This is a genomic window from Kribbella sp. NPDC049227, from assembly GCF_043197265.1.
Taxonomy (GTDB): domain Bacteria; phylum Actinomycetota; class Actinomycetes; order Propionibacteriales; family Kribbellaceae; genus Kribbella.
The window spans coordinates 133319-152973 of sequence record NZ_JBICST010000010.1; the positions used below are offsets into that span (position 1 = coordinate 133319).

20 protein-coding genes and 1 tRNA gene are annotated in these 19655 nt (G+C 69.2%); 18 read left to right on the forward strand and 3 right to left on the reverse strand.

All coding sequences use genetic code 11. From position 1 onward, the window contains the following. Positions 1 to 3: 3 nt before the first annotated feature. The gene (locus ACGFH6_RS40035) at positions 4 to 1191 is read right to left on the reverse strand and encodes an RNA polymerase sigma factor (protein WP_393395484.1); all 1188 of its coding nucleotides are present in this window, start codon (positions 1189 to 1191) and stop codon (positions 4 to 6) included. After that, positions 1188 to 1517: a YciI family protein gene (locus tag ACGFH6_RS40040; protein ID WP_360446535.1), complete on the reverse strand. Its 330-nt coding sequence runs from the start codon at positions 1515 to 1517 to the stop codon at positions 1188 to 1190. The genes ACGFH6_RS40035 and ACGFH6_RS40040 overlap by 4 nt, the downstream gene beginning before the upstream one ends. Positions 1518 to 1664: 147 nt before the next feature. On the opposite strand from ACGFH6_RS40040, the gene ACGFH6_RS40045 reads away from it, so the two are divergent. From ACGFH6_RS40045 to frdD, 7 genes are all read left to right on the forward strand, one after another. Next, positions 1665 to 2042 carry a VOC family protein gene (locus ACGFH6_RS40045; protein WP_393395487.1) on the forward strand — a complete coding sequence of 126 codons (378 nt, stop codon included), beginning with the start codon at positions 1665 to 1667 and terminating at the stop codon, positions 2040 to 2042. Positions 2043 to 2110: 68 nt separating this feature from the next. Continuing rightward, positions 2111 to 3607, forward strand: a complete 1497-nt coding sequence (zwf, locus tag ACGFH6_RS40050; RefSeq protein ID WP_393395490.1) for a glucose-6-phosphate dehydrogenase — start codon at positions 2111 to 2113, stop codon at positions 3605 to 3607. Positions 3608 to 3703: 96 nt separating this feature from the next. Further along, complete coding sequence (locus tag ACGFH6_RS40055) at positions 3704 to 3937, forward strand: hypothetical protein (protein WP_131356142.1); 234 nt, start codon at positions 3704 to 3706, stop codon at positions 3935 to 3937. Continuing rightward, positions 3937 to 5679, forward strand: coding sequence for a fumarate reductase (quinol) flavoprotein subunit (gene frdA, locus ACGFH6_RS40060; protein WP_360446539.1), 1743 nt, complete (start codon positions 3937 to 3939; stop codon positions 5677 to 5679). Before ACGFH6_RS40055 ends, frdA begins: the two co-directional genes overlap by 1 nt. Before the next feature lie 2 nt (positions 5680 to 5681). After that, positions 5682 to 6425 carry a succinate dehydrogenase/fumarate reductase iron-sulfur subunit gene (locus ACGFH6_RS40065; RefSeq protein ID WP_393395494.1) on the forward strand — a complete coding sequence of 248 codons (744 nt, stop codon included), beginning with the start codon at positions 5682 to 5684 and terminating at the stop codon, positions 6423 to 6425. Further along, a complete protein-coding gene (locus tag ACGFH6_RS40070; RefSeq protein ID WP_393395497.1) occupies positions 6422 to 6802 on the forward strand; it encodes a fumarate reductase subunit C in 381 nt (126 codons plus the stop codon). The genes ACGFH6_RS40065 and ACGFH6_RS40070 overlap by 4 nt, the downstream gene beginning before the upstream one ends. Next, a complete protein-coding gene (frdD, locus tag ACGFH6_RS40075; RefSeq protein WP_393395499.1) occupies positions 6799 to 7152 on the forward strand; it encodes a fumarate reductase subunit FrdD in 354 nt (117 codons plus the stop codon). Before ACGFH6_RS40070 ends, frdD begins: the two co-directional genes overlap by 4 nt. Positions 7153 to 7385: 233 nt before the next feature. Here the strand turns inward: frdD and ACGFH6_RS40080 are convergent. After that, positions 7386 to 7457, reverse strand: a tRNA-Arg gene (locus tag ACGFH6_RS40080). 215 nt (positions 7458 to 7672) lie between these two features. Here ACGFH6_RS40080 and ACGFH6_RS40085 point away from each other — a divergent pair. From ACGFH6_RS40085 to prmC, 11 genes are all read left to right on the forward strand, one after another. Continuing rightward, the gene (locus tag ACGFH6_RS40085; protein ID WP_131356108.1) at positions 7673 to 7858 is read left to right on the forward strand and encodes a PspC domain-containing protein; all 186 of its coding nucleotides are present in this window, start codon (positions 7673 to 7675) and stop codon (positions 7856 to 7858) included. Between the two features lie 46 nt (positions 7859 to 7904). Further along, positions 7905 to 8435, forward strand: coding sequence for a hypothetical protein (locus tag ACGFH6_RS40090; protein WP_393395503.1), 531 nt, complete (start codon positions 7905 to 7907; stop codon positions 8433 to 8435). A gap of 129 nt (positions 8436 to 8564) precedes the next feature. After that, a complete protein-coding gene (argS, locus tag ACGFH6_RS40095; protein WP_393395506.1) occupies positions 8565 to 10223 on the forward strand; it encodes an arginine--tRNA ligase in 1659 nt (552 codons plus the stop codon). Then, entirely contained in the window at positions 10220 to 11626 is a 1407-nt protein-coding gene (lysA, locus tag ACGFH6_RS40100; protein WP_393395509.1) for a diaminopimelate decarboxylase, read from the forward strand. The genes argS and lysA overlap by 4 nt, the downstream gene beginning before the upstream one ends. Next, on the forward strand, positions 11623 to 12915 hold the full coding sequence (locus tag ACGFH6_RS40105) for a homoserine dehydrogenase (RefSeq protein ID WP_360446547.1): 1293 nt from the start codon (positions 11623 to 11625) through the stop codon (positions 12913 to 12915). Before lysA ends, ACGFH6_RS40105 begins: the two co-directional genes overlap by 4 nt. 4 nt (positions 12916 to 12919) lie before the next feature. Continuing rightward, positions 12920 to 13996: a threonine synthase gene (thrC, locus tag ACGFH6_RS40110; protein ID WP_393395513.1), complete on the forward strand. Its 1077-nt coding sequence runs from the start codon at positions 12920 to 12922 to the stop codon at positions 13994 to 13996. Beyond that, positions 13996 to 14928: a homoserine kinase gene (gene thrB, locus ACGFH6_RS40115; RefSeq protein WP_393395516.1), complete on the forward strand. Its 933-nt coding sequence runs from the start codon at positions 13996 to 13998 to the stop codon at positions 14926 to 14928. The genes thrC and thrB overlap by 1 nt, the downstream gene beginning before the upstream one ends. Before the next feature lie 338 nt (positions 14929 to 15266). Further along, positions 15267 to 17342, forward strand: coding sequence for a transcription termination factor Rho (rho, locus tag ACGFH6_RS40120; RefSeq protein ID WP_393395519.1), 2076 nt, complete (start codon positions 15267 to 15269; stop codon positions 17340 to 17342). 108 nt (positions 17343 to 17450) lie between these two features. After that, the gene (gene rpmE, locus ACGFH6_RS40125; protein ID WP_130387310.1) at positions 17451 to 17657 is read left to right on the forward strand and encodes a 50S ribosomal protein L31; all 207 of its coding nucleotides are present in this window, start codon (positions 17451 to 17453) and stop codon (positions 17655 to 17657) included. Between the two features lie 96 nt (positions 17658 to 17753). Beyond that, the gene (prfA, locus tag ACGFH6_RS40130) at positions 17754 to 18830 is read left to right on the forward strand and encodes a peptide chain release factor 1 (RefSeq protein ID WP_393395522.1); all 1077 of its coding nucleotides are present in this window, start codon (positions 17754 to 17756) and stop codon (positions 18828 to 18830) included. Continuing rightward, a complete protein-coding gene (gene prmC / locus ACGFH6_RS40135; protein ID WP_393395524.1) occupies positions 18827 to 19654 on the forward strand; it encodes a peptide chain release factor N(5)-glutamine methyltransferase in 828 nt (275 codons plus the stop codon). The genes prfA and prmC overlap by 4 nt, the downstream gene beginning before the upstream one ends. Position 19655 lies beyond the last annotated feature (1 nt).

Sequence of the window (19655 nt, forward strand, 5' to 3'; positions counted from 1 at the left end):
GGATCAGGCCCGGACAGACACCTCACTCAACCTTCGTCGCAGAAATCGGCGCTCCGCGTCCGTCCCGGCCAGTTCGATCGCCTCCCGGTACGCCGATGCCGCCTCGGACCACCGCCCGAGGCGCCGCAGGAAGTCCGCCCGGGTCGCCGGGAGCAGGTGATAGCCGGTCAACGGACCGGCGGCCAGGTCGTCCACCAGCCGCAGCCCCACGCCTGGCCCGTCGGCCATGCCGATGGCGACGGCCCGATTGAGCGCGACCACCGGTGTCTGCTTGAGCTGTCCGTACAGGGCCGCGATCTGCGGCCAGTCCGTGTCGGCCGCCGTACGCGCGGTGGCATGACAGGCGGCGATCGCGGCCTGCACCTGATACGGCCCCGGTGCGCCGCGGCGGAGCGTCGTCTCGAGGAGTGCCTCGCCCTCGGCGATCAGATCGCCGTCCCACCGAGTCCGGTCCTGGTCCTCCAACGTGATCAGCTCGCCGTCGGCGGTCAGGCGGGTCTCGCGGCGTGCGTCGTGGAGCAGCATCAGGGCGAGCAGTCCGGCGGCCTCTGGCTCGTCCGGCATGAGCCGCACGAGCAGCCGCGTCAGCCGGATCGCCTCAGCACTCAGACTGCTGCGGACGACATCGGAGTACCCCTCGTTGAACAGCAGGTAGAGGACAGCCAGTACTGCGGGCGTCCGCTCGGGCAGGAGATGCGACGGTGGGACCCGGTAGGGGATACCGGCGTGCTGGATCTTCTGCTTGGCCCTGGTGAGTCGCTTGGACATAGTTGTCTCCGGCACCAGAAACGCCCGGGCGATCTCCGCCGTACTGAGTCCGGCCAGCGTCCGCAGTGTCAACGCGACCCGGGCCTCCATGGCCAGCGCCGGATGGCAGCACGTGAACATCAACCGCAGCCGGTCGTCCGGCACCTCGTACGGCGGGTCAGGCTCGTAGGTCATCGCAGCCACCTCCTGCAGTTTGGCGGTGCCGACCGCTTCCCGGCGTAGCCAGTCGATCGCGCGGTTGCGTGCGGTGGTGGTCAGCCAGGCACCAGGCTTGTCCGGTACGCCGTCCCGCGGCCAGCGCTCCAAGGCCGCGGCGAACGCCTCCTGCGCGGCCTCTTCGGCGAGCTCCCAGTCACCGGTCACGCGGATCAGGGTGGCGACCACCTGGCCCCACTCCTGCCGGTAGATCTCCTCGAACGTCACCTCACCCCCGGCGGTGGCTCCAGCACCGGGCGGATCTCGATGGTGCCGTAGCCCGCTGCCGGGTGCTTGGCGGCGATCTCGATCGCCTCGTCCAGGTCGGCACAGTCGATCAGCACGAAGCCGCCGATCTGCTCCTTGGTCTCCGCGAACGGGCCGTCGGTGAGCAGCAGTTCGTCGTTGCGGACCCGCACGGTCGTCGCCTCCGCCGGCGGCCGCAGTCCGGCACCGCCCGCGACCACGCCGCGTTGCTCCATCTCCTCCGACCAGCCGCCGCAGCCGTCGTTCGCGTGTGACTCGTCACCACAGATCATCAGCAGGTACTTCATGGTCCTCCTCCACAGCCGGTCTCACCCCACCGACGAACGGTCCGGACGGAAACAGACAGCTCCACCGTAGTTCGTCCAGACCTGGCTGAAACGACCTGCCAGGACTAGCGTCGGGCAGCAGTGGACCACCCGGGGAGGGGAATGGCTATGAGCGGCCGAATTGTGCACTTCGAGGTTCCGTACGACGACGGTGAGCGAGCGCGAACGTTCTACCGCGAGGCGTTCGGGTGGAACCTGATGGAGATGCCCGAGATGGACTACACGATGGCGTCGACCGGACCGGTGGACGACCAGGCGATGCCGTCCGAGCCTGGTTTCATCAACGGCGGCATGTTCCAGCGCACGGAGGAGCTCACCCGCCCGGTGCTCACCATCGACGTGACCGACGTGGACGCAGCGCTGAAGACCGTCGAGAGCCTCGGTGGCAAGCAGGTCGGCGAGAAGCTGGCCGTCGGCGACATGGGCTTCGCCGCCTACTTCGAAGACCCGGAAGGCAACATCCTCGGGCTCTGGCAATCCGCCTGACGGCGGAGCGTCACCTCAGGCACTTAGACTGCGGATGTTGGCTTCGGTGGCGTCCGTGGGAGGACTGAATGCCTGACCGTACCCAGACCATCGCGTATCCGGCACCGGGGTCGCGGCCGTCGCGGCGCGACCCGGAGCCGCTGGCGCCGCACGTGATCGTGCTGTTCGGCGCGACCGGTGACCTGGCCAAGCGGAAACTGCTGCCAGGTCTGGCGTATCTGCAGCAGTCCAAGTTCGCTCCCGACGTACGGATCATCGGGTCGGCGACCGAGGACCTGACCACGGACGAGTTCCGGGCCCGGGCCAAGGAGGCCGTGGAGACGTTCGGGACCCACCGGATGAATGACGAGGAGTGCGCGCAGTTCTCGGACCGGCTCGAGTACGTGCCGGTGACCGCGGGCCCCGAGGCGCTCGCCGCCGCGGTCAAGTCGGCGGAGGCGCTGCTCGGCCCGGACGCCTGCCGGCTGCACTACTTGTCCGTGCCCCCGAAGGCGGCCCAGTCCGTGATCGCGATGCTGCGCGACGCGGATCTGGTCGACCACGCGCGGGTGGTGATGGAGAAGCCGTTCGGCGACGACCTGGCCAGCGCGATCGACCTGAACGACTTCGTGCACGAGACCTTCGACGAGTCGCAGGTGTTCCGGATCGACCACTTCCTGGGCAAGGAGGCGGCGCTCAACATCCTCGCGTTCCGGTTCGCGAACGGGTTGTTCGAGCCGATCTGGAACCGCAACTTCATCGACCACGTGCAGATCGACATCCCCGAGGCGCTCGGGCTGGACCAGCGGGCCACGTTCTACGAGCCGACCGGCGCGTTCAAGGACATGGTCGTCACCCACGTACTGCAGGTGCTGTCCTTCGTCGCGATGGAGCCGCCGACCGCACTGGAGCCGCGGGCGATCTCCGAGGAGAAGAACAAGGTCTTCCGCTCGATGCTGCCGATCCAGACCCAGGACGTGGTCCGCGGCCAGTACAGCGGCTATCGCAACGAGGACGGGGTCGCGCCGGACTCCGACACCGAGACCTTCATCGCGATGAAGGTCGGCATCGACAACTGGCGCTGGGCCGGCGTGCCGTTCTACCTGCGCACCGGCAAGCGGATGGCCGAAGGCCAGCGGATCATCTCGATCGCCTTCAAGGAGGCCCCGAAAACGATGTTCCCGGCCGGCTCCGGCGTCGGCTCGCAGGGACCGGACCACCTGACCTTCGACCTGGCCGACTCGTCCCGGGTCTCGCTGTCCTTCTACGGCAAGCGCCCCGGTCCGGGGATGAGGCTGGAGAAGCTCTCGATGCAGTTCTCCACCCAGGAGACCGAGAGCGCGGGCGACGTCCTCGAGGCGTACGAACGCCTGATCCTCGACGCCATGCGCGGCGACCACACCCTGTTCACCACCGCGGAAGGCATCGAGTCGCTCTGGGACCGCTCGGCCCTGCTGCTGGACGATCCGCCGCCGGTGAAGCCCTACCAGCCCGGCACCTGGGGCCCGAACGCGATCCACCAGTTGATCGCGCCCCGAGCCTGGCGCCTGCCCTTCGAACGCGAATGGCGAGAGCACAAGCAGTAGTTCTTCCCGGCGACTCATTGCCGCCGCGAAAACCTAGGCGCACTATCGAGGCGTGATGTAGGTCACAAACGCCTCGAGCGGTTAGGGGGTTGGAGGATGACCGGGACGAAGACCCACCTCACGGGGGAGCGGGCGCCCTGTGGGCGGCTGGGCGATGCGGACCGAAGCCAGGAGGACGACTTCGAGGGCTTCCGGCTCGACGACATGCACTACGCCTGCGGCTGCCGGCACATGCAGCACGAGTTCCATGACGGGAGTGTGCGGATCCGGACCGTCCGGCACGACGGCAAGGTCCTGTCCGACGAGCACAGCGGCGAGCACGAGGCCTGATGACCACCTTCCATGACGTCGTGGTCATCGGGGGCGGCGGCGCCGGGCTGCGTGCTGCCATCGCGGTGGCCGAGACGAACCCGGCGCTGCGAGTGGCGGTCGTGTCGAAGGTCTATCCGATGCGCAGCCACACGGTCTCGGCCGAGGGTGGCGCCGCGGCCGTTGCCGCGGACGACGACAGCCTCGACGAGCACGCGTACGACACGGTGTCCGGCAGCGACTGGCTCTGCGACCAGGACGCCGTCGAGGCGTTCGTCGCCGAGGCGCCGCGCGAGCTGCTCCGGCTCGAGCATTGGGGATGCCCCTGGAGCCGGCAGCCCGACGGACGGATCGCGGTCCGGGCCTTCGGCGGCATGAAGAAGAAGCGCACGTGGTTCGCCGCCGACCGGACCGGCTTCCACTTGCTGCACACGCTCTTCCAGACCGCGCTCTCGTACTCCGACATCGTCCGGTACGACGAGTGGTACGTCACGAAGATCCTGGTCGACGACGGCCGCGCGTACGGCGTGGTCGCGATCGAACTGGCCACCGGGCGGATCGAGACCATCACCGCGAGCACGGTGATCGTGTGCACCGGCGGGTGCGGCCGCGTCTACCCGTTCACCACGAACGCGAACATCAAGACCGGTGACGGCATGGCGCTGGCGTACCGGGCCGGTGCGGCGCTCAAGGACATGGAGTTCGTGCAGTACCACCCGACCGGCCTGCCGTTCACCGGCATCCTCATCACCGAGGCGACGCGGGCCGAAGGCGGCTGGCTGCTGAACAAGGACGGCTATCGCTACCTGCAGGACTACGACCTCGGTACGCCGTCGCCGACGCCGGTGATGCGCAGCATGGAGCTCGGCCCGCGCGACCGGTTGTCCCAGGCCTTCGTGCACGAGGTGGAGAAGGGCCGGACGACCGACACGCCGTACGGGCCGGTCGTCCACCTGGATCTGCGGCACCTGGGTGCGAAGCTGATCGACGCCAAGCTCCCGTTCGTCCGCGAGCTGTGCACGAACTACCAGAACATCGACCCGGTGAAGGAACTGGTGCCGGTGCGGCCGGTCGTGCACTACATGATGGGCGGGATCCACACCGACATCCGGGGTGCCACGTCGCTCGAGGGCCTCTACGCCGCCGGTGAGGTGGCCTGTGTCAGCATCAACGGCGCCAACCGGCTGGGGTCGAACTCGTTGCCGGAGTGTCTGGTGTTCGGCACCCGGGCCGGCCGGGCCGCCGCGGTGTTCGCCGGCCGCTACCGGGTCGCCGTACCCGAGGCTGTGCTGGCGCAGGGCCGGGACGAGGAGCGGCGGCTGTCCGGGGAGCTGGCCCGGCGTGCCGAGGGTCACGAACGGATCGCGGACATCCGCACCGAGATGCAGACCACGATGGAGAACGGCGCCGGGATCTATCGCGACGGCGACTCGCTGGCCAAGGCGGAGCACCGGCTGGCCGAGCTGCGGCTGCGGTACCAGCACGCGGCGATCGACGACCACAGCACGAACTTCAACACCGAGCTGATCGCGTGGCTCGAGCTGGGGTTCATGCTGGATGTTGCCGAGAGCATCATCGCCTGTGCGCTCCGGCGGGAGGAGTCGCGCGGCGCACACCAGCGCACCGACTTCCCGGCCCGCGACGACGATCGTTTCCTGGCGCATTCGCTGGTACGCCGTCAACCGGACGGCACCGGCCGCGTCACGTACCTACCGGTGACCATCACCCGCTGGCCGCCGGGCGAACGCGTGTACGGGAGGTAGTGATGGCAGACGAGATCACCCTCGAGGTCGCGCGCTTCCGGCCCGGGGTGGACACCGAACCGGTCATGCAGTCGTACCAGGTTCCGCTGCGTGAGCAGTGGGCGGTCCTGGACGGCCTCAGCTACATCAAGGACCATCTGGACGGCACGCTGTCCTTCCGGTGGTCGTGCCGGATGGGCATCTGCGGCAGCTGCGGGATGACGGTCAACGGCGATCCCCAGCTGAGCTGCGCCACCTTCCTGACCGACTACGCGCCCGGGCCGATCCGGATCGAGCCGCTGCACAACTTCCCGGTGATCCGCGATCTGGTCGTCGACATCGGTGACTTCATGGACAAGCTACCGAGCGTGAAGCCGTGGCTGATCCGGGATGTGCACAGCCCGCTCGAGGAGGGCGAGTACCTGCAGACACCGGAGCAACTGGAGGACTACCAGCAGTTCAGCATGTGCATCAACTGCATGCTGTGCTACTCGGCCTGCCCGGTGTACGCCCTCGACCAGGACTTCGTCGGACCGGCGGCGATCGCGCTTGCGCAGCGCTACAACCTCGACTCGAGGGACGAGGGTGCCGACGAGCGGCTCGCCGTACTGTCGTCGCCGGAAGGGATCTGGCCCTGCACCTTCGTCGGCGAGTGCAGTGCCGCGTGCCCGAAGGGCGTGGACCCGGCGGGCGCGATCCAGCGGTACAAGCTGACCGCGGCGACCCAGGCGATCAAGGACCTGCTGATGCCGAGGAGCCGGCGGTGAGTGTGTACGAGCGGCCGGTCCACCTGTTGTGGTGGCTCGAGCGCCGTTCCTATCTGCTCTTCGTGCTCCGCGAGTTGAGCAGCGTGTTCGTCGCGTGGACGGTGGTCTACCTCCTGCTGCTGGTCAACGCGGTCAGCGACGGGCCGGCGTCGTACCAGCGGTTCCTGGACCGCAGCGGCGAGTGGTGGATGGTCGCGATCAACGTGATCGCGCTGCTGTTCCTGCTGCTGCACGTGGTGACCTGGTTCGGGCTGGCGCCGCGAGCCATGGTGGTCAAGGCGCGCGGGCGCCGCGTGCCGCCGCGGCAGATCGTTGCCGCGCACTACCTTGCCTTGTTGGTGCTGTCGGCAATCGTCGCGTGGCTGGTGCTGCGATGAACCACCGCCGCTCGCCCGAACCCTTGCTGTGGATGCTGTTCAGCTCCGGCGGCATGGTCGCGGCGTTGATGCTCCCGATCCTGCTCTTCCTGTTCGGCATCGCGTTCCCGCTGGACTGGCTGACACCACCGACGCATGCGCACCTGCACGCCGTACTGAGCAATCCGCTGACCCGGCTGGTGCTGTTCGGCCTGTCCGCCCTGGCCCTGTTCCACTGGGCCCACCGCTTCCGCTACACCCTCTACGACGGCCTACAACTCAAGCGCTACGCAGTACCAATCGTCATCCTCTGCTACGGCGGCGCAGTCGTAGGATCCGTCCTGGCCGCCGCCCTCCTGCTGACGCTCTGACCCAACCGAAGCCGCAACCCCAAGTAACCGACCGCAACCCCGCCGTAGCACCCCAGCAACCCCGCCGTAGGCACCCCAGCAACCCCGCCGTGGGCACCCACAGCAACCCCCGCAATGGGGGGTCCGGGGGGCGAAGCCCCTCCGGGCGGGGCGTGGGGGTCGCACCCCCACAAAACACACCGGGCGATCCACACCTCGCGCACTCCGCGAGCATGAATCGCCCAGATCGTCCGCGCCCCCGGCAGGATTCGAACCTGCGCACCCGCCTCCGGAGGGCGGTGCTCTATCCCCTGAGCTACGGGGGCTCAGGAACGTGCAGAACAGTAGCAGGAAAGTGCGCTGAGTCCCGAATCGGGTGCGCTCCGCGCGCCGCCCGGCGTACCGGTCCCCGGTGGGTCACCGAGCTGGGTGCCCGGGGCACCCTGAGCGGACCCTGGATCGCCGGTGTGGAGGGATCGACTCGGGCGGATTCGGAGTCATAGTGGTGGTAAGTCCATCTGTGGAAAGGAAACCTGAACTCATGGCTAGCACACTGGTTCGCCCGTCGAGCGGTCGCTGGATCGGCGGTGTCTGCGCCGGACTGGCCCGCAGGTTCGGTATCTCGGCCAACACGATGCGGCTGATCTTCGTGGTCAGTTGTCTGCTCCCGGGCCCGCAGGTCCTGATCTATCTGGTGCTCTGGATCCTGATGCCGTCGGAGTACTGACCCCGGCGAACCGCACCCCCGGTGCCCCATGGCAACCTGGCTCGTCATGAGAGCAGGCAGGTGGCGCCGGGCGGGTGCGACGGCGGCCGCCCTGCTCGTCGTGACGAGTGTGGCCGGCGGCTGCCAGGTCGGTCCCGCGCCGCCCGGTCCGGCCGAGATCCGGACCGGTCCGCCGCCGTGGGACGCGCCGCGTGACGGGGTGTCGTACATCGACCGGGCGGGGTTCGAACGTCTCCCGCTCGATTTCTCCGGTCCGTCGCCGTACACGGTGAAGATCGCGGTCTCGGTCGACGGCAAGGCGGTGCAGGTGCCGGCCGGGGTCGGCGTCGACCGGGTCCGCGCCGAGCAGGCCGCCGTACACACGCACACCGCGGACGGTCTGGTGTACGTCGAGGCGAAGACGACCGCCGAGCGCCCCACTCTCCAGCAGTTCTTCACCCTCTGGGGCGTGAAGTACGACGGCAAGTGCCTGGCGGACGCCTGCACCACCCTCACGGTCACCGCCAACGGCAAACCCGTCGCGTGGGACGCCGAGCTGACCCCGAACACCCAGTTCCAGATCACCGCCACCCACTGACGCGAGCACATCGCGTAGCCGTTCGAGCCCGGGACCGGACGGGCGTGATCGTCGGGGCCTCGCGGCGGCGTGTACCGGGCTGTGGATGGTGAGTCAAGGGTTTCGGGGCGGGGCCATTAGGCTGAGGCGGTGACTCCGGAACAGCTCGCTGCGAAGATCCTCCAGGCCCTGGCCGCGCTCGCCGACGACGGGACCATCACCGTCGAGGGCGGGCTGCCGCGCGAGCTGAAGGTCGAGCGGCCCAAGAACCCCGAGCACGGGGACTACGCCACCAACGTCGCCATGCAGCTGGGCAAGCGCGCCGGGCTGAATCCGCGCCAGTTCGCGGAGCTGCTGGCCGGCAAGCTGCAGGACGACGACGCGATCACCGCGGTGGAGATCGCCGGTCCGGGCTTCATCAACATCCGGGTCGCGGCCGACGCCCAGGGCAAGATCGCGCAGGCGATCCTGGACGCAGGCCCGGCGTACGGCGGTTCCGACAGCCTGCACGGCCAGACGGTGAACCTGGAGTTCATCTCGGCCAACCCGACCGGCCCGCTGCACCTCGGCCATACCCGCTGGGCCGCCGTCGGCGACGCCCTGGCCCGGGTGCTGACCGCGGCCGGCGCGAAGGTCAGCCGCGAGTTCTACATCAACGACCGCGGCGCCCAGATGGACAAGTTCGGTGCCAGCCTGCAGGCCGCGGCCCAGGGCGAGCCGATCCCCGAGGACGGCTACCACGGCGAATACATCCTGGACCTGGCCAAGCAGATCGTCGCCGAGGTCCCAGGCATCACCGAGCTCCCCGCCGACGAGCAGCTGATCGCCTTCCGAGAGGCGGGGTACGAGCGTCAGCTGAAGGAGCAGCAGGCCCAGCTCGAGCACTTCCGGACCAAGTTCGACGTCTGGTTCTCCGAGCGCAGCCTGCACGAGCAGGACGGTGTCGGCCACGCGATCGAGAAGCTCCGCGAGCAGGGCCACCTGTACGACGCCGACGACGCGCTGTGGATGCGGACCACGGACTTCACCGACGACAAGGATCGCGTCCTGATCCGCTCGAACGGCGAACCGACGTACTTCGCCTCCGACGCGGCGTACTACGTGAACAAGCGCGAGCGCGGCTTCGACGTCTGCATCTACCTGCTCGGCGCCGACCACCACGGGTACGTGAACCGGCTGAAGGCGATCGCGGCCTGCGCCGGCGACGACCCCGAGCACAACATCGAGATCCTGATCGGCCAGCTGGTGAAGATCCTCAAGGGCGGCGAGGAGATGCGGCTGTCCAAGCGGGCCGGCACCATCGTCACGCTGGCCGAGCTGGTCGAGGAGGGCGGCGTCGACCCGCTGCGGTACACGCTGTGCCGCTACCCGGTCGACTCGCCGCTGACGCTGGACATCGAGGAGATGACCCGCCAGGTCAGCGAGAACCCGGTGTACTACGTGCAGTACGCGCACGCCCGCCTCGCCTCGATCCTGCGCAACGCCGACGAGCTCGGCATCAAGCTGGACGAGTTCGAGCCGGGCCTGCTGAGCCACGAGCGCGAGGGTGACCTGCTCCGCGCGCTGGCCGAGTTCCCGCGGATCGTCGCGACCGCTGCGGAGCTGCGCGAGCCGCACCGGGTCGCGCGCTACCTGGAGGACACCGCGTCCGCGTTCCACAAGTTCTACGACAGCTGCCGCGTGCTCCCGCGCGGCGACGAGGAGGTGGAGCCGGTGCACAAGGCTCGCCTGACCCTGGTCGGCGCGACCAGAACCGTGGTCGCCAACGGGCTGGACCTGCTCGGCGTCTCCGCACCGGAGCGGATGTGAGGGCGCACGAGGCCGGGGCTCTGCACGCGCAGGCCGGGCACCGCGGGCCCGCCTGGCTGAGCACCCCGCGCGACGTCAACGACCTGGTCCCGCAACTGTGGTCGTCCACGGCGAAGAAGTCCGGCGAGGGTTCGCTCGTGGTCGGCGGTGTCGACCTCCGCGACCTGGTCGCCGAGCACGGCAGCCCGGCGTTCGTGCTGGACGAGGACGACTTCCGCGCCCGCGCCCGCGCGTTCAAGCATGCCTTCAAGGATTTCGACGTCTACTACGCCGGCAAGGCCTTCCTCAGTACGACGATCGTCCGCTGGGTGATGGAGGAAGGCCTGAACCTCGATGTCTGCAGCGGGGGTGAGCTGGCCGTCGCGCTCCGGGCCGGCGCCGATCCGAAGCGGCTCGGGTTCCACGGCAACAACAAGTCCGAGCGGGAGCTGAGCCGCGCGCTGGACGCCGGTGTCGGCCGGATCATCGTCGACTCGCAGCACGAGATCACCCGGCTGATCGCGCTGGCCCGGGAGCGGAACACGACCGCGCCGGTGATGATCCGGGTCACCGCGGGCGTCGAGGCGCACACCCACGAGTACATCGCGACCGCGCACGAGGACCAGAAGTTCGGCTTCTCGATCACCTCCGGTGCCGCCTTCGAAGCCGTTGCCCGGGTCAACGAAGCGCCGGAGCTGGAGCTGCTCGGCCTGCACTCGCACATCGGCTCGCAGATCTTCGACTCGTCCGGCTTCGAGGTCGCCGCGAAGCGCGTGATCGCCTTGCACGCAAGGGTTTCCGACGAGCTCGGCGTGGACATGCCGGACCTCGACCTCGGTGGAGGTTTCGGTATCGCCTACACCACCCAGGACGACCCGTCCGATCCGGCGCAGCTGGCCACCGAGCTGGGCAAGATCGTCGAGCACGAGTGCCGCGCCTTCGAGGTCGAGGTGCCGAAGGTCTCGATCGAGCCCGGCCGCGCGATCGTCGGCCCGGCCATGTGCACGGTCTACTCGGTCGGCACGGTCAAGGAGGTCGAGCTCGACTACGGCGCCTCCCGGTCCTACATCTCGGTCGACGGCGGCATGAGCGACAACATCCGCGCCGCGTTGTACGACGCCGACTACTCCTGCACGCTCGCCAACCGGTACTCCGACAGCGAGCCGTCGCTGGCCCGCGTGGTCGGCAAGCACTGTGAGGCCGGTGACATCGTGGTGAAGGACGAGTTCCTCCCGTCGGACGTGCGGCCGGGCGACCTGATCGCCGTACCGGGGACGGGTGCGTACTGCCGGTCGATGGCGAGCAACTACAACCACGTACCGCGGCCACCGGTGATCGCGGTGAAGGACGGTCACACCCGGGTCGTCGTACGCCGAGAGACCGAAGACGACCTGCTGGCACTCGACATGGGGGCGGACGCGTGAACGAGAAACCCTTGAAGGTGGGCCTGCTCGGTTGTGGCGTGGTCGGCACGGAGGTCGTGCGGATCCTGACCGAGCAGGCTGATCACCTCGCCGCCCGGGTGGGCGCCCGGCTGGAGATCGCCGGCATCGCGGTCCGCCGGGCCGGTCGCGAGCGGGACATCGCCGTCGACCCGTCCCTGGTCACCACCGACGCGCAGGCCTTGGTGTCGCGCGGCGACCTGGACCTGGTGATCGAGGTGATCGGCGGGCTGGAGCCGGCCCGCGGGCTGATCCTGTCCGCGCTCGAGCACGGCGCGTCCGTGGTCACGGCGAACAAGGCACTGCTGGCGGAGGACGGCCCGACGTTGTTCGCGGCCGCGGAGAAGTACCAGCGCGACCTGTACTTCGAAGCCGCTGTGGCCGGGGCGATCCCGATCCTGCGGCCGCTGCGCGAGTCGCTCGCCGGTGACGACGTGACCCGGGTGATGGGCATCGTCAACGGCACCACGAACTACATCCTGGACAAGATGGACAGCACCGGCGCCGGGTTCGACGAGGCGCTGGAAGAGGCCCAGGCGCTTGGGTACGCCGAGGCCGATCCGACCGCGGACATCGAGGGCTTCGACGCGGCCGCGAAGGCGGCGCTGCTGGCGAGTTTGGCCTTCCACACCAGGGTTTCCATCGCCGACGTGCACCGCGAGGGCATCACCGACGTGACCGCGACGGACATCGCCTCGGCCCGCGAGATGGGCTGTGTGGTGAAGTCGCTGGCGATCTGTGAGCTGGACGAGACGACCGACTCGGTCAGCGCCCGGGTGTACCCGGCGATGATCCCGGCGAACCACCCGCTCGCCTCCGTCCGGGACGCGTACAACGCCGTCTTCGTGGAATCCAAGGCAGCCGGGCAGTTGATGTTCTATGGTCGTGGTGCCGGCGGCGCCCCGACGGCCAGTGCAGTCCTCGGGGATCTCGTGTCCGCCGCGCGCAACCGGCTCAAGGGTGTGCCGGGGGTCGGCGAGTCGTCGTACACCCAGCGGGCCGTGCGGCCGATGGGTGACGCGGTGACCCGCTATCACGTGTCGCTGGACGTGGCCGACAAGGCCGGTGTGCTGGCGGCGGTGGCCCATGCCTTCGCTGAGCACGACGTGTCGATCCAGACCGTCCGCCAGGAGGGCCGGGGGAGTGACGCGCAGTTGGTGGTGGTCACCCACACCGCGACCGACGCCGCATTGTCCGCAACCGTGGAGACCCTGCGCGACATGGACATCGTTCGTGAAGTCAGCAGTGTGATGCGGGTGGAAGGCGGATAAGGGAATGGCTCAGCAGCGGCCTCATCAATGGCAAGGCGTGATCGAGGAGTACCGGGACCGGTTGCCCGTTTCGGCGGACACTCCCGTGGTCACGCTCGGCGAGGGCGGGACGCCGCTGGTGGCCGCGCAGTGGCTGAGCGAGCAGACCGGGTGCGAGGTCTGGCTCAAGGTCGAGGGCAACAACCCGACCGGCTCGTTCAAGGACCGCGGCATGACGGTCGCGATCTCGCTCGCCGCGCAGGCCGGTGACAAGGCCGTGGTGTGCGCGTCGACCGGCAACACGTCGGCGTCGGCCGCGGCGTACGCCGTCCGAGCCGGGCTGGTCCCGCTGGTGCTGATCCCGGCCGGCCGGATCGCGAAGGGCAAACTGGCGCAGGCCATCGTCCACGGTGCCCGGCTGGTGACCATCGACGGCGGCTTCGACGACTGCCTGCGGATCGTCCGCGAGCTCGGCAAGCACTACCCGGTCGCGCTGGTGAACTCGGTGAACCCGGTCCGCCTGGAGGGCCAGAAGACCGCGGCCTTCGAGGTGTGCGACGCGCTCGGCGACGCACCCGACCTGCACCTGCTCCCGGTCGGCAACGCGGGCAACATCGCGGCCTACTGGAAGGGCTACCAGGAGTACGCCAAGGACAAGCTGACCTCGCGGACCCCGCAGATGTGGGGTTTCCAGGCCGAGGGTGCGGCCCCGATCGTGCGCGGCGCGATCGTCGAGAAACCGGACACCGCAGCGACCGCGATCCGGGTCGGGAACCCGGCGTCCTGGACGCTGGCCGAGGCCGCCCGGGACGAGTCCGGCGGCCGCATCGAGATGGTCACCGACGAGCAGATCCTGACCGCGCAACGTGAGCTCGCCGCCCGCGAGGGCGTGTTCGTCGAGCCGGCGTCGGCGGCCGGTGTCGCCGGCTTGCTGCACGCGAGGGCGAACGGATGGCTGGACGGTGGCTCGACCGTCGTGATCACTGTCACAGGCCACGGCCTGAAGGACATCGACACGGCGCTCGAGCACGCGAAGGTGGACGAGTCCCCGGTCACACCCGCCGACACCGACGCCGTCGCCCGCGTCGCCGGCCTCGCCTGATGCCGGACCAGGTCCGGGTCCGGGTGCCCGCGACCAGCGCCAACCTCGGCCCGGGCTTCGACGCCTTCGGCCTGGCCTTGACCCTGTACGACGACCTGGTCGTCACGCCCGGTGGATCCGGGGTGACCGTCGAGGTGACCGGATCCGGCGAGGGCGAGGTGCCGCTGGACGAGTCGCACCTGGTGGTTCGTTCGATCCGTGCCGGCCTGGACGCGTTGGGTGTGCCGGTGCCCGGATTCACGGTGCGGTGTGAGAACCGGATCCCGCACGGCCGCGGGCTCGGGTCGTCGTCGGCCGCGATCGTCGGCGGACTCGCGGCGGCGTACGGGCTGGCCGGCGTACCGGTGGATCGCGATCGGATCGTCGTACTGGCGAACGAGATCGAAGGGCATCCGGACAATGTGGCCGCGGCCGCACTGGGTGGATTCACGATCGCGTGGACCGAAGGGGACACCGGACGGGCGATCAGATTGGACCCTGTGGACGGCCTCGCCGCGGTGGCCTACGTACCCGACAATCGCGTGCTGACAAAGGAGGCGCGCGGATTGTTGCCTGGCGTTGTTTCCCACAGTGATGCGTCCGCGAATGCGGGGAAAGCGGCATTGCTGGTCGCCGCGATGACCACGCGGCCGGAGTTGTTGCTGATCGCGACCGAGGATCGGCTGCATCAGGAGTACCGCGAGCCCGCGATGCCGGAGAGCCTGGCGCTGGTGCACAAGTTGCGGGGGAGCGGACTGGCCGCGATCGTCAGCGGTGCCGGCCCGACGGTCGCCGTACTGGGCCGCCCAGATGAAACCTCTGCGCCGGCAGGTAAAGCCGCAGGTCAGCCCGCATTCTTCCGCGGTACGCCGGATGCCCCGGACGGCTGGACGCGGTACGACCTGGCCATTGATCCAGTCGGCGTACAGGTCTGGTCGATGGAGTCCGGATAGCGTGCCGGAGCCGCGGGGGGAATGATCGGCAATTGACACGCGTTGTACCCCTCGAGTCAGCAGAACGACCCGCAGTGGTGCTAGTCTCGACTCACCCGATCCCCTCCAGGTGATCGGTGAACTCTCGCCACGATCCGGGCTGTGCTCCCGGCACCCTGTGTTGTGTGGCGACCCTCCAGCGGACTGATCTTGCGCCGCCTGCGCCGGAAACGTCCGGAGGGACTCAGATCGAGCGAGAGCCTCTTGATACCCACGTCGCCGTTTCGTCGGTCGTGGGTGATGATTCCGGGCGATGAGCCTTTCAGGGACATCGTCCATCCGTGTGGGAAGGACCTCACGTGACAGAAACTGTTGAAGCCTCCAGCGGAGCCGGTACGTCACCGGCCCCGGGCACTGACGCCGCGGCCACCACCGCCACGCGTCGCCGGAAGGCCGGAGGCGGCCTCGAGGGCATGCTGCTCCCCGAGCTCAAGCAGCTCGCCGGGACGCTGGGCATCAAGGGCACCGGCGCGCTGCGCAAGGGCCAGCTGATCGAGGCGATCAAGGCCGCCCAGGCCGGTGGCTCCACGGGCGGTTCGCGCCCGAAGTCGAGCCAGCCGACCCTGGACGAGGGTGCCGCCGAGGCGCCCGCGGCCGACGCCCCGGCCGCTCGGGCCGGGCGGGCCGAGAAGCGCGAGGGTGGCAGTCGCCGGACCCGCGCCGCGGCCGAGAAGACCGTCGGCCAGAACGGTGCCGGCCCGTCCGGTGCCGACCACGCCACGGCAGCGCCGGTCGCCGTCGAGGCGCCGGCCGCGCAGGCTCCGGCGCAGGACAGCGCCGCGCAGAACGGCTCCACTCCGGTCGAAGCGGCCGAGCCGAAGACGGCCGAGCCGAAGGCCGAGCAGGGCGGTGAGAGCCGCACCCGTGACAACCGCGACGGTGACCGCAACCGCGACCGGAACCGGGACAGCAACCGGGACGGGAACCGCGACGCGAACCGTGACGCGAACCGTGATCGGGACAACCAGAACCGTGACGGCAACCGCGACCGCAACCGGGACAACCAGACCCGGGGTGGCCAGGACCGCGACAACCAGCGGGACAACCAGCGGAACCGGCAGGACCAGAACGACCGCGGCGAGGAGGGCGAGGGCCGTCGCCGGCGCCGCCGCGGCCGCGACCGGGACCGCACCCGGGAGAACCAGGGCGGTCGCGACACCAGCCGCAACCGGGGCCGCGGCGAGCGGTTCGACCCGGAGCCGACGATCAGCGAGGACGACGTCCTCGTCCCGGCCGCCGGCATCCTCGACGTCCTCGACAATTACGCCTTCGTCCGGACCAGCGGCTACCTGCCCGGCCCGAACGACGTGTACGTCGCGCTGTCGATGGTGAAGCGCTACGGCCTGCGCAAGGGTGACGCGATCACCGGTGCGGTGAAGCAGCCGCAGGAGGGTGAGCGCAAGGAGAAGTTCAACCCGCTGGTCCGGATCGACACCGTCAACGGTGCGGACCCGGAGATCGCCAAGCAGCGGCAGGACTTCAACAAGCTGACCCCGCTGTACGCGACCGAGCGGCTCCGGCTGGAGACCGAGCCCGGTGTGCTCACCACCCGGATCGTCGACATCGTCAGCCCGATCGGCAAGGGCCAGCGCGGCCTGATCGTCTCGCCGCCGAAGGCCGGTAAGACGATGGTGCTGCAGGCGCTGGCGAACGCGATCACCACGAACAACCCCGAAGTGCACCTGATGGTGGTGCTGGTGGACGAGCGGCCCGAAGAGGTCACCGACATGCAGCGCACCGTCAAGGGCGAGGTCATCGCGTCGACGTTCGACCGTCCGGCCGACGACCACACCACGGTCGCGGAGCTGGCGATCGAGCGGGCCAAGCGGCTGGTCGAGCTCGGCCACGACGTCGTCGTACTGCTCGACTCGATCACCCGGCTCGGGCGGGCGTACAACATCGCGGCGCCGGCCAGCGGCCGGATCCTGTCCGGTGGTGTGGACTCGTCCGCGCTGTACCCGCCGAAGCGGTTCTTCGGTGCGGCCCGCAACATCGAGGACGGCGGCTCGCTGACCATCCTCGCGACCGCGCTGATCGAGACCGGCTCGAAGATGGACGAGGTGATCTTCGAGGAGTTCAAGGGCACCGGCAACATGGAGCTGCGGCTGCGCCGCGAGTTCGCCGACCGGCGCATCTTCCCGGCCATCGACGTGGTCGCCTCCGGTACCCGCCGCGAGGAACTGCTGATGAGCAAGGACGAGACCAGCGTGGTCTGGAAGCTCCGCCGGGTGCTGTCCGCGCTCGACGGCCAGGCCGCCCTGGAGCTCCTGATCGGCAAGCTCAAGGAGAGCAAGTCGAACATCGAGTTCCTGCTCCAGGTCAACAAGACGACCCCGTCGGCCGGCGGCGCCCGCAGCACCGACGACGGGAACTGAGAAAAGTCGATTACCAGTTTGCCGCCCGCGGGTGGCAAACTGGTCTGTCGGTTCCGGTTCACGTCCGCATCCGCGGGCGACCCGGGGCACCTGAACCTAGGAGATCCTTTGAAGAGCGACATCCACCCGACGTATGTGGACACCACGGTGACCTGCACCTGTGGCGCCACGTTCACCACGCGCTCGACCGCGGAGAACGGCGTGATCCACGCCGACGTGTGTTCGCAGTGCCACCCCTTCTACACCGGCAAGCAGAAGATTCTCGACACCGGTGGCCGGGTGGCCCGCTTCGAGAAGCGGTACGCCAAGAAGTAGCGACCTCACCGCGCGCCGGTCCGCGAGCCTCCTGGGCTCGCCGACCGGCGCGCGGTTTGTCATGTCAGCGGTAGGTTCCGAAGGGAGGAGTGCACGATGTTCGAGGCGGTTCAGACGCTCAAGGCCGAGTACGCCGAGCTGGAGCGGCAGATGTCGGATCCGGCGCTGCACTCCGACCAGGCCAACGCCCGCCGGGTCGGCAAGCGGTACGCCGCGCTGGCGCCGGTGGTCCGCACGTACGACGAATGGCTGCAGACCGCGGACGACATCGGCGCGGCCAAGGAACTGGCGGCCGAGGACCCGGCCTTCGCGGAGGAGGCGGCGAAGCTGACCGCCCGTCGCGAAGAGTTGGCCGAGCGCCTGCAGGTGCTGCTGGTGCCGCGGGACCCGAGCGACGACAAGGACGCGATCCTCGAGATCAAGGCCGGTGAGGGCGGCGACGAGTCGGCCCTGTTCGCCGGCGACCTGCTGAAGATGTACCTGAAGTACGCCGAGTCGCAGCACTGGAAGACCGAGGTTCTGGATTCCGCGGAGTCCGACCTCGGTGGCTTCAAGTCGATCACCGTCGCCGTCAAGGCCAAGGGCACTCCGGAGCCGGGTGAGGCGCCGTACGCGAAGCTGAAGTTCGAGGGCGGCGTGCACCGGGTCCAGCGGGTGCCGGTGACCGAGTCACAGGGCCGGATCCACACCTCCGCGGCCGGTGTCCTGGTGCTGCCGGAGGCGGAGGACGTCGACGTCGAGATCGACCAGAACGATCTGCGCATCGACGTGTTCCGATCGTCCGGTCCGGGTGGGCAGAGCGTGAACACGACCGACTCGGCCGTCCGGATCACCCACCTGCCGACCGGCATCGTGGTGTCGATGCAGAACGAGAAGTCCCAGCTGCAGAACCGTGAGCAGGCGATGCGTGTGCTGCGGGCCAGGCTCCTCGCCGCCGCGCAGGAGGCCGCCGACCAGGAGGCGTCCGACGCCCGCCGTTCGCAGATCCGGACCGTCGACCGGTCCGAGCGGATCCGCACCTACAACTTCCCGGAGAACCGCTTCTCCGACCACCGCGTCGGCTACAAGGCGCACAACCTCGACCAGGTCCTCGGCGGCGACCTGGCACCGGTGATCCAGGCGCTGACCGAGGCCGACCTCGCAGCCCGCCTCGAGGCCGTCGAATCCCAGTGAGCACCAAGACCCTGGTCGCGGATGCCGCGGCCCGGTTGCGCGACGCGGGCGTCGCCTCACCTGACTTCGACGCCGCGGAACTGCTCGCCTTCGTCACCGGCACCAGCCGGCTCAATCTGGGCGAGCCGACCGAGGACCAGGTACGCCGGTACGACGAGCTGATCGCCCGCCGCGCGCAGCGCGAACCTCTCCAGCACCTGACCGGTACGGCGGCCTTCCGCTATCGGGAGCTGGCGGTCGGGCCTGGTGTCTTCGTGCCGAGGCCGGAGACCGAGGTGATGGTCGGCTGGATCCTCGATCGGCTGGCCGATGTACCTGAGCCGCTCGTTGTCGACCTGTGCACCGGCTCCGGCGCGATCGCGGGTGCGGTCGCAACCGAACGTCCCGACAGCACGGTCCACGCGGTCGAACTGTCGCCCGAGGCTTGCGTCTGGGCCCGCCGCAACCTGGCCGGTACCGGTGCGACCCTCCATGAGGGCGACATCGACGGATGTCTCCCGGAGTACGACGGCCAGGTGGACGCGGTGATCGCGAACCCGCCGTACATCCCGTTGACCGCCTGGGAGTCCGTCACCGCCGAGGTCCGCGACCACGACCCGGCATTGGCCCTGTGGTCCGGCGACGACGGCCTCGACGAGATCAAGGTCGTCGCGACCACCGCGGCCCGCCTGCTCAAACCAGGTGGTTGGTTCGCCTGCGAACACGCCGACGTACAAGGAGAATCGGCTCCGGCCGTGTTCACCGCCACCGGGTCCTTCGCCGAGGTCCGCGACCAACTGGATCTCTCCGGCCGCCATCGCTTCAGCACGGGCCGCAAGATCTAGC

Coding starts and splice junctions, on each gene's coding strand:
- ACGFH6_RS40040 (WP_360446535.1), bottom strand. CDS start 1,517: ATGAAGTACCTGCTGATGATCTGTGGTGACGAGTCACACGCGAACGAC.
- ACGFH6_RS40045 (WP_393395487.1), top strand. CDS start 1,665: ATGAGCGGCCGAATTGTGCACTTCGAGGTTCCGTACGACGACGGTGAG.
- zwf (WP_393395490.1), top strand. CDS start 2,111: ATGCCTGACCGTACCCAGACCATCGCGTATCCGGCACCGGGGTCGCGG.
- ACGFH6_RS40055 (WP_131356142.1), top strand. CDS start 3,704: ATGACCGGGACGAAGACCCACCTCACGGGGGAGCGGGCGCCCTGTGGG.
- frdA (WP_360446539.1), top strand. CDS start 3,937: ATGACCACCTTCCATGACGTCGTGGTCATCGGGGGCGGCGGCGCCGGG.
- ACGFH6_RS40065 (WP_393395494.1), top strand. CDS start 5,682: ATGGCAGACGAGATCACCCTCGAGGTCGCGCGCTTCCGGCCCGGGGTG.
- frdD (WP_393395499.1), top strand. CDS start 6,799: ATGAACCACCGCCGCTCGCCCGAACCCTTGCTGTGGATGCTGTTCAGC.
- ACGFH6_RS40085 (WP_131356108.1), top strand. CDS start 7,673: ATGGCTAGCACACTGGTTCGCCCGTCGAGCGGTCGCTGGATCGGCGGT.
- ACGFH6_RS40090 (WP_393395503.1), top strand. CDS start 7,905: ATGAGAGCAGGCAGGTGGCGCCGGGCGGGTGCGACGGCGGCCGCCCTG.
- thrC (WP_393395513.1), top strand. CDS start 12,920: ATGGCTCAGCAGCGGCCTCATCAATGGCAAGGCGTGATCGAGGAGTAC.
- thrB (WP_393395516.1), top strand. CDS start 13,996: ATGCCGGACCAGGTCCGGGTCCGGGTGCCCGCGACCAGCGCCAACCTC.
- prfA (WP_393395522.1), top strand. CDS start 17,754: ATGTTCGAGGCGGTTCAGACGCTCAAGGCCGAGTACGCCGAGCTGGAG.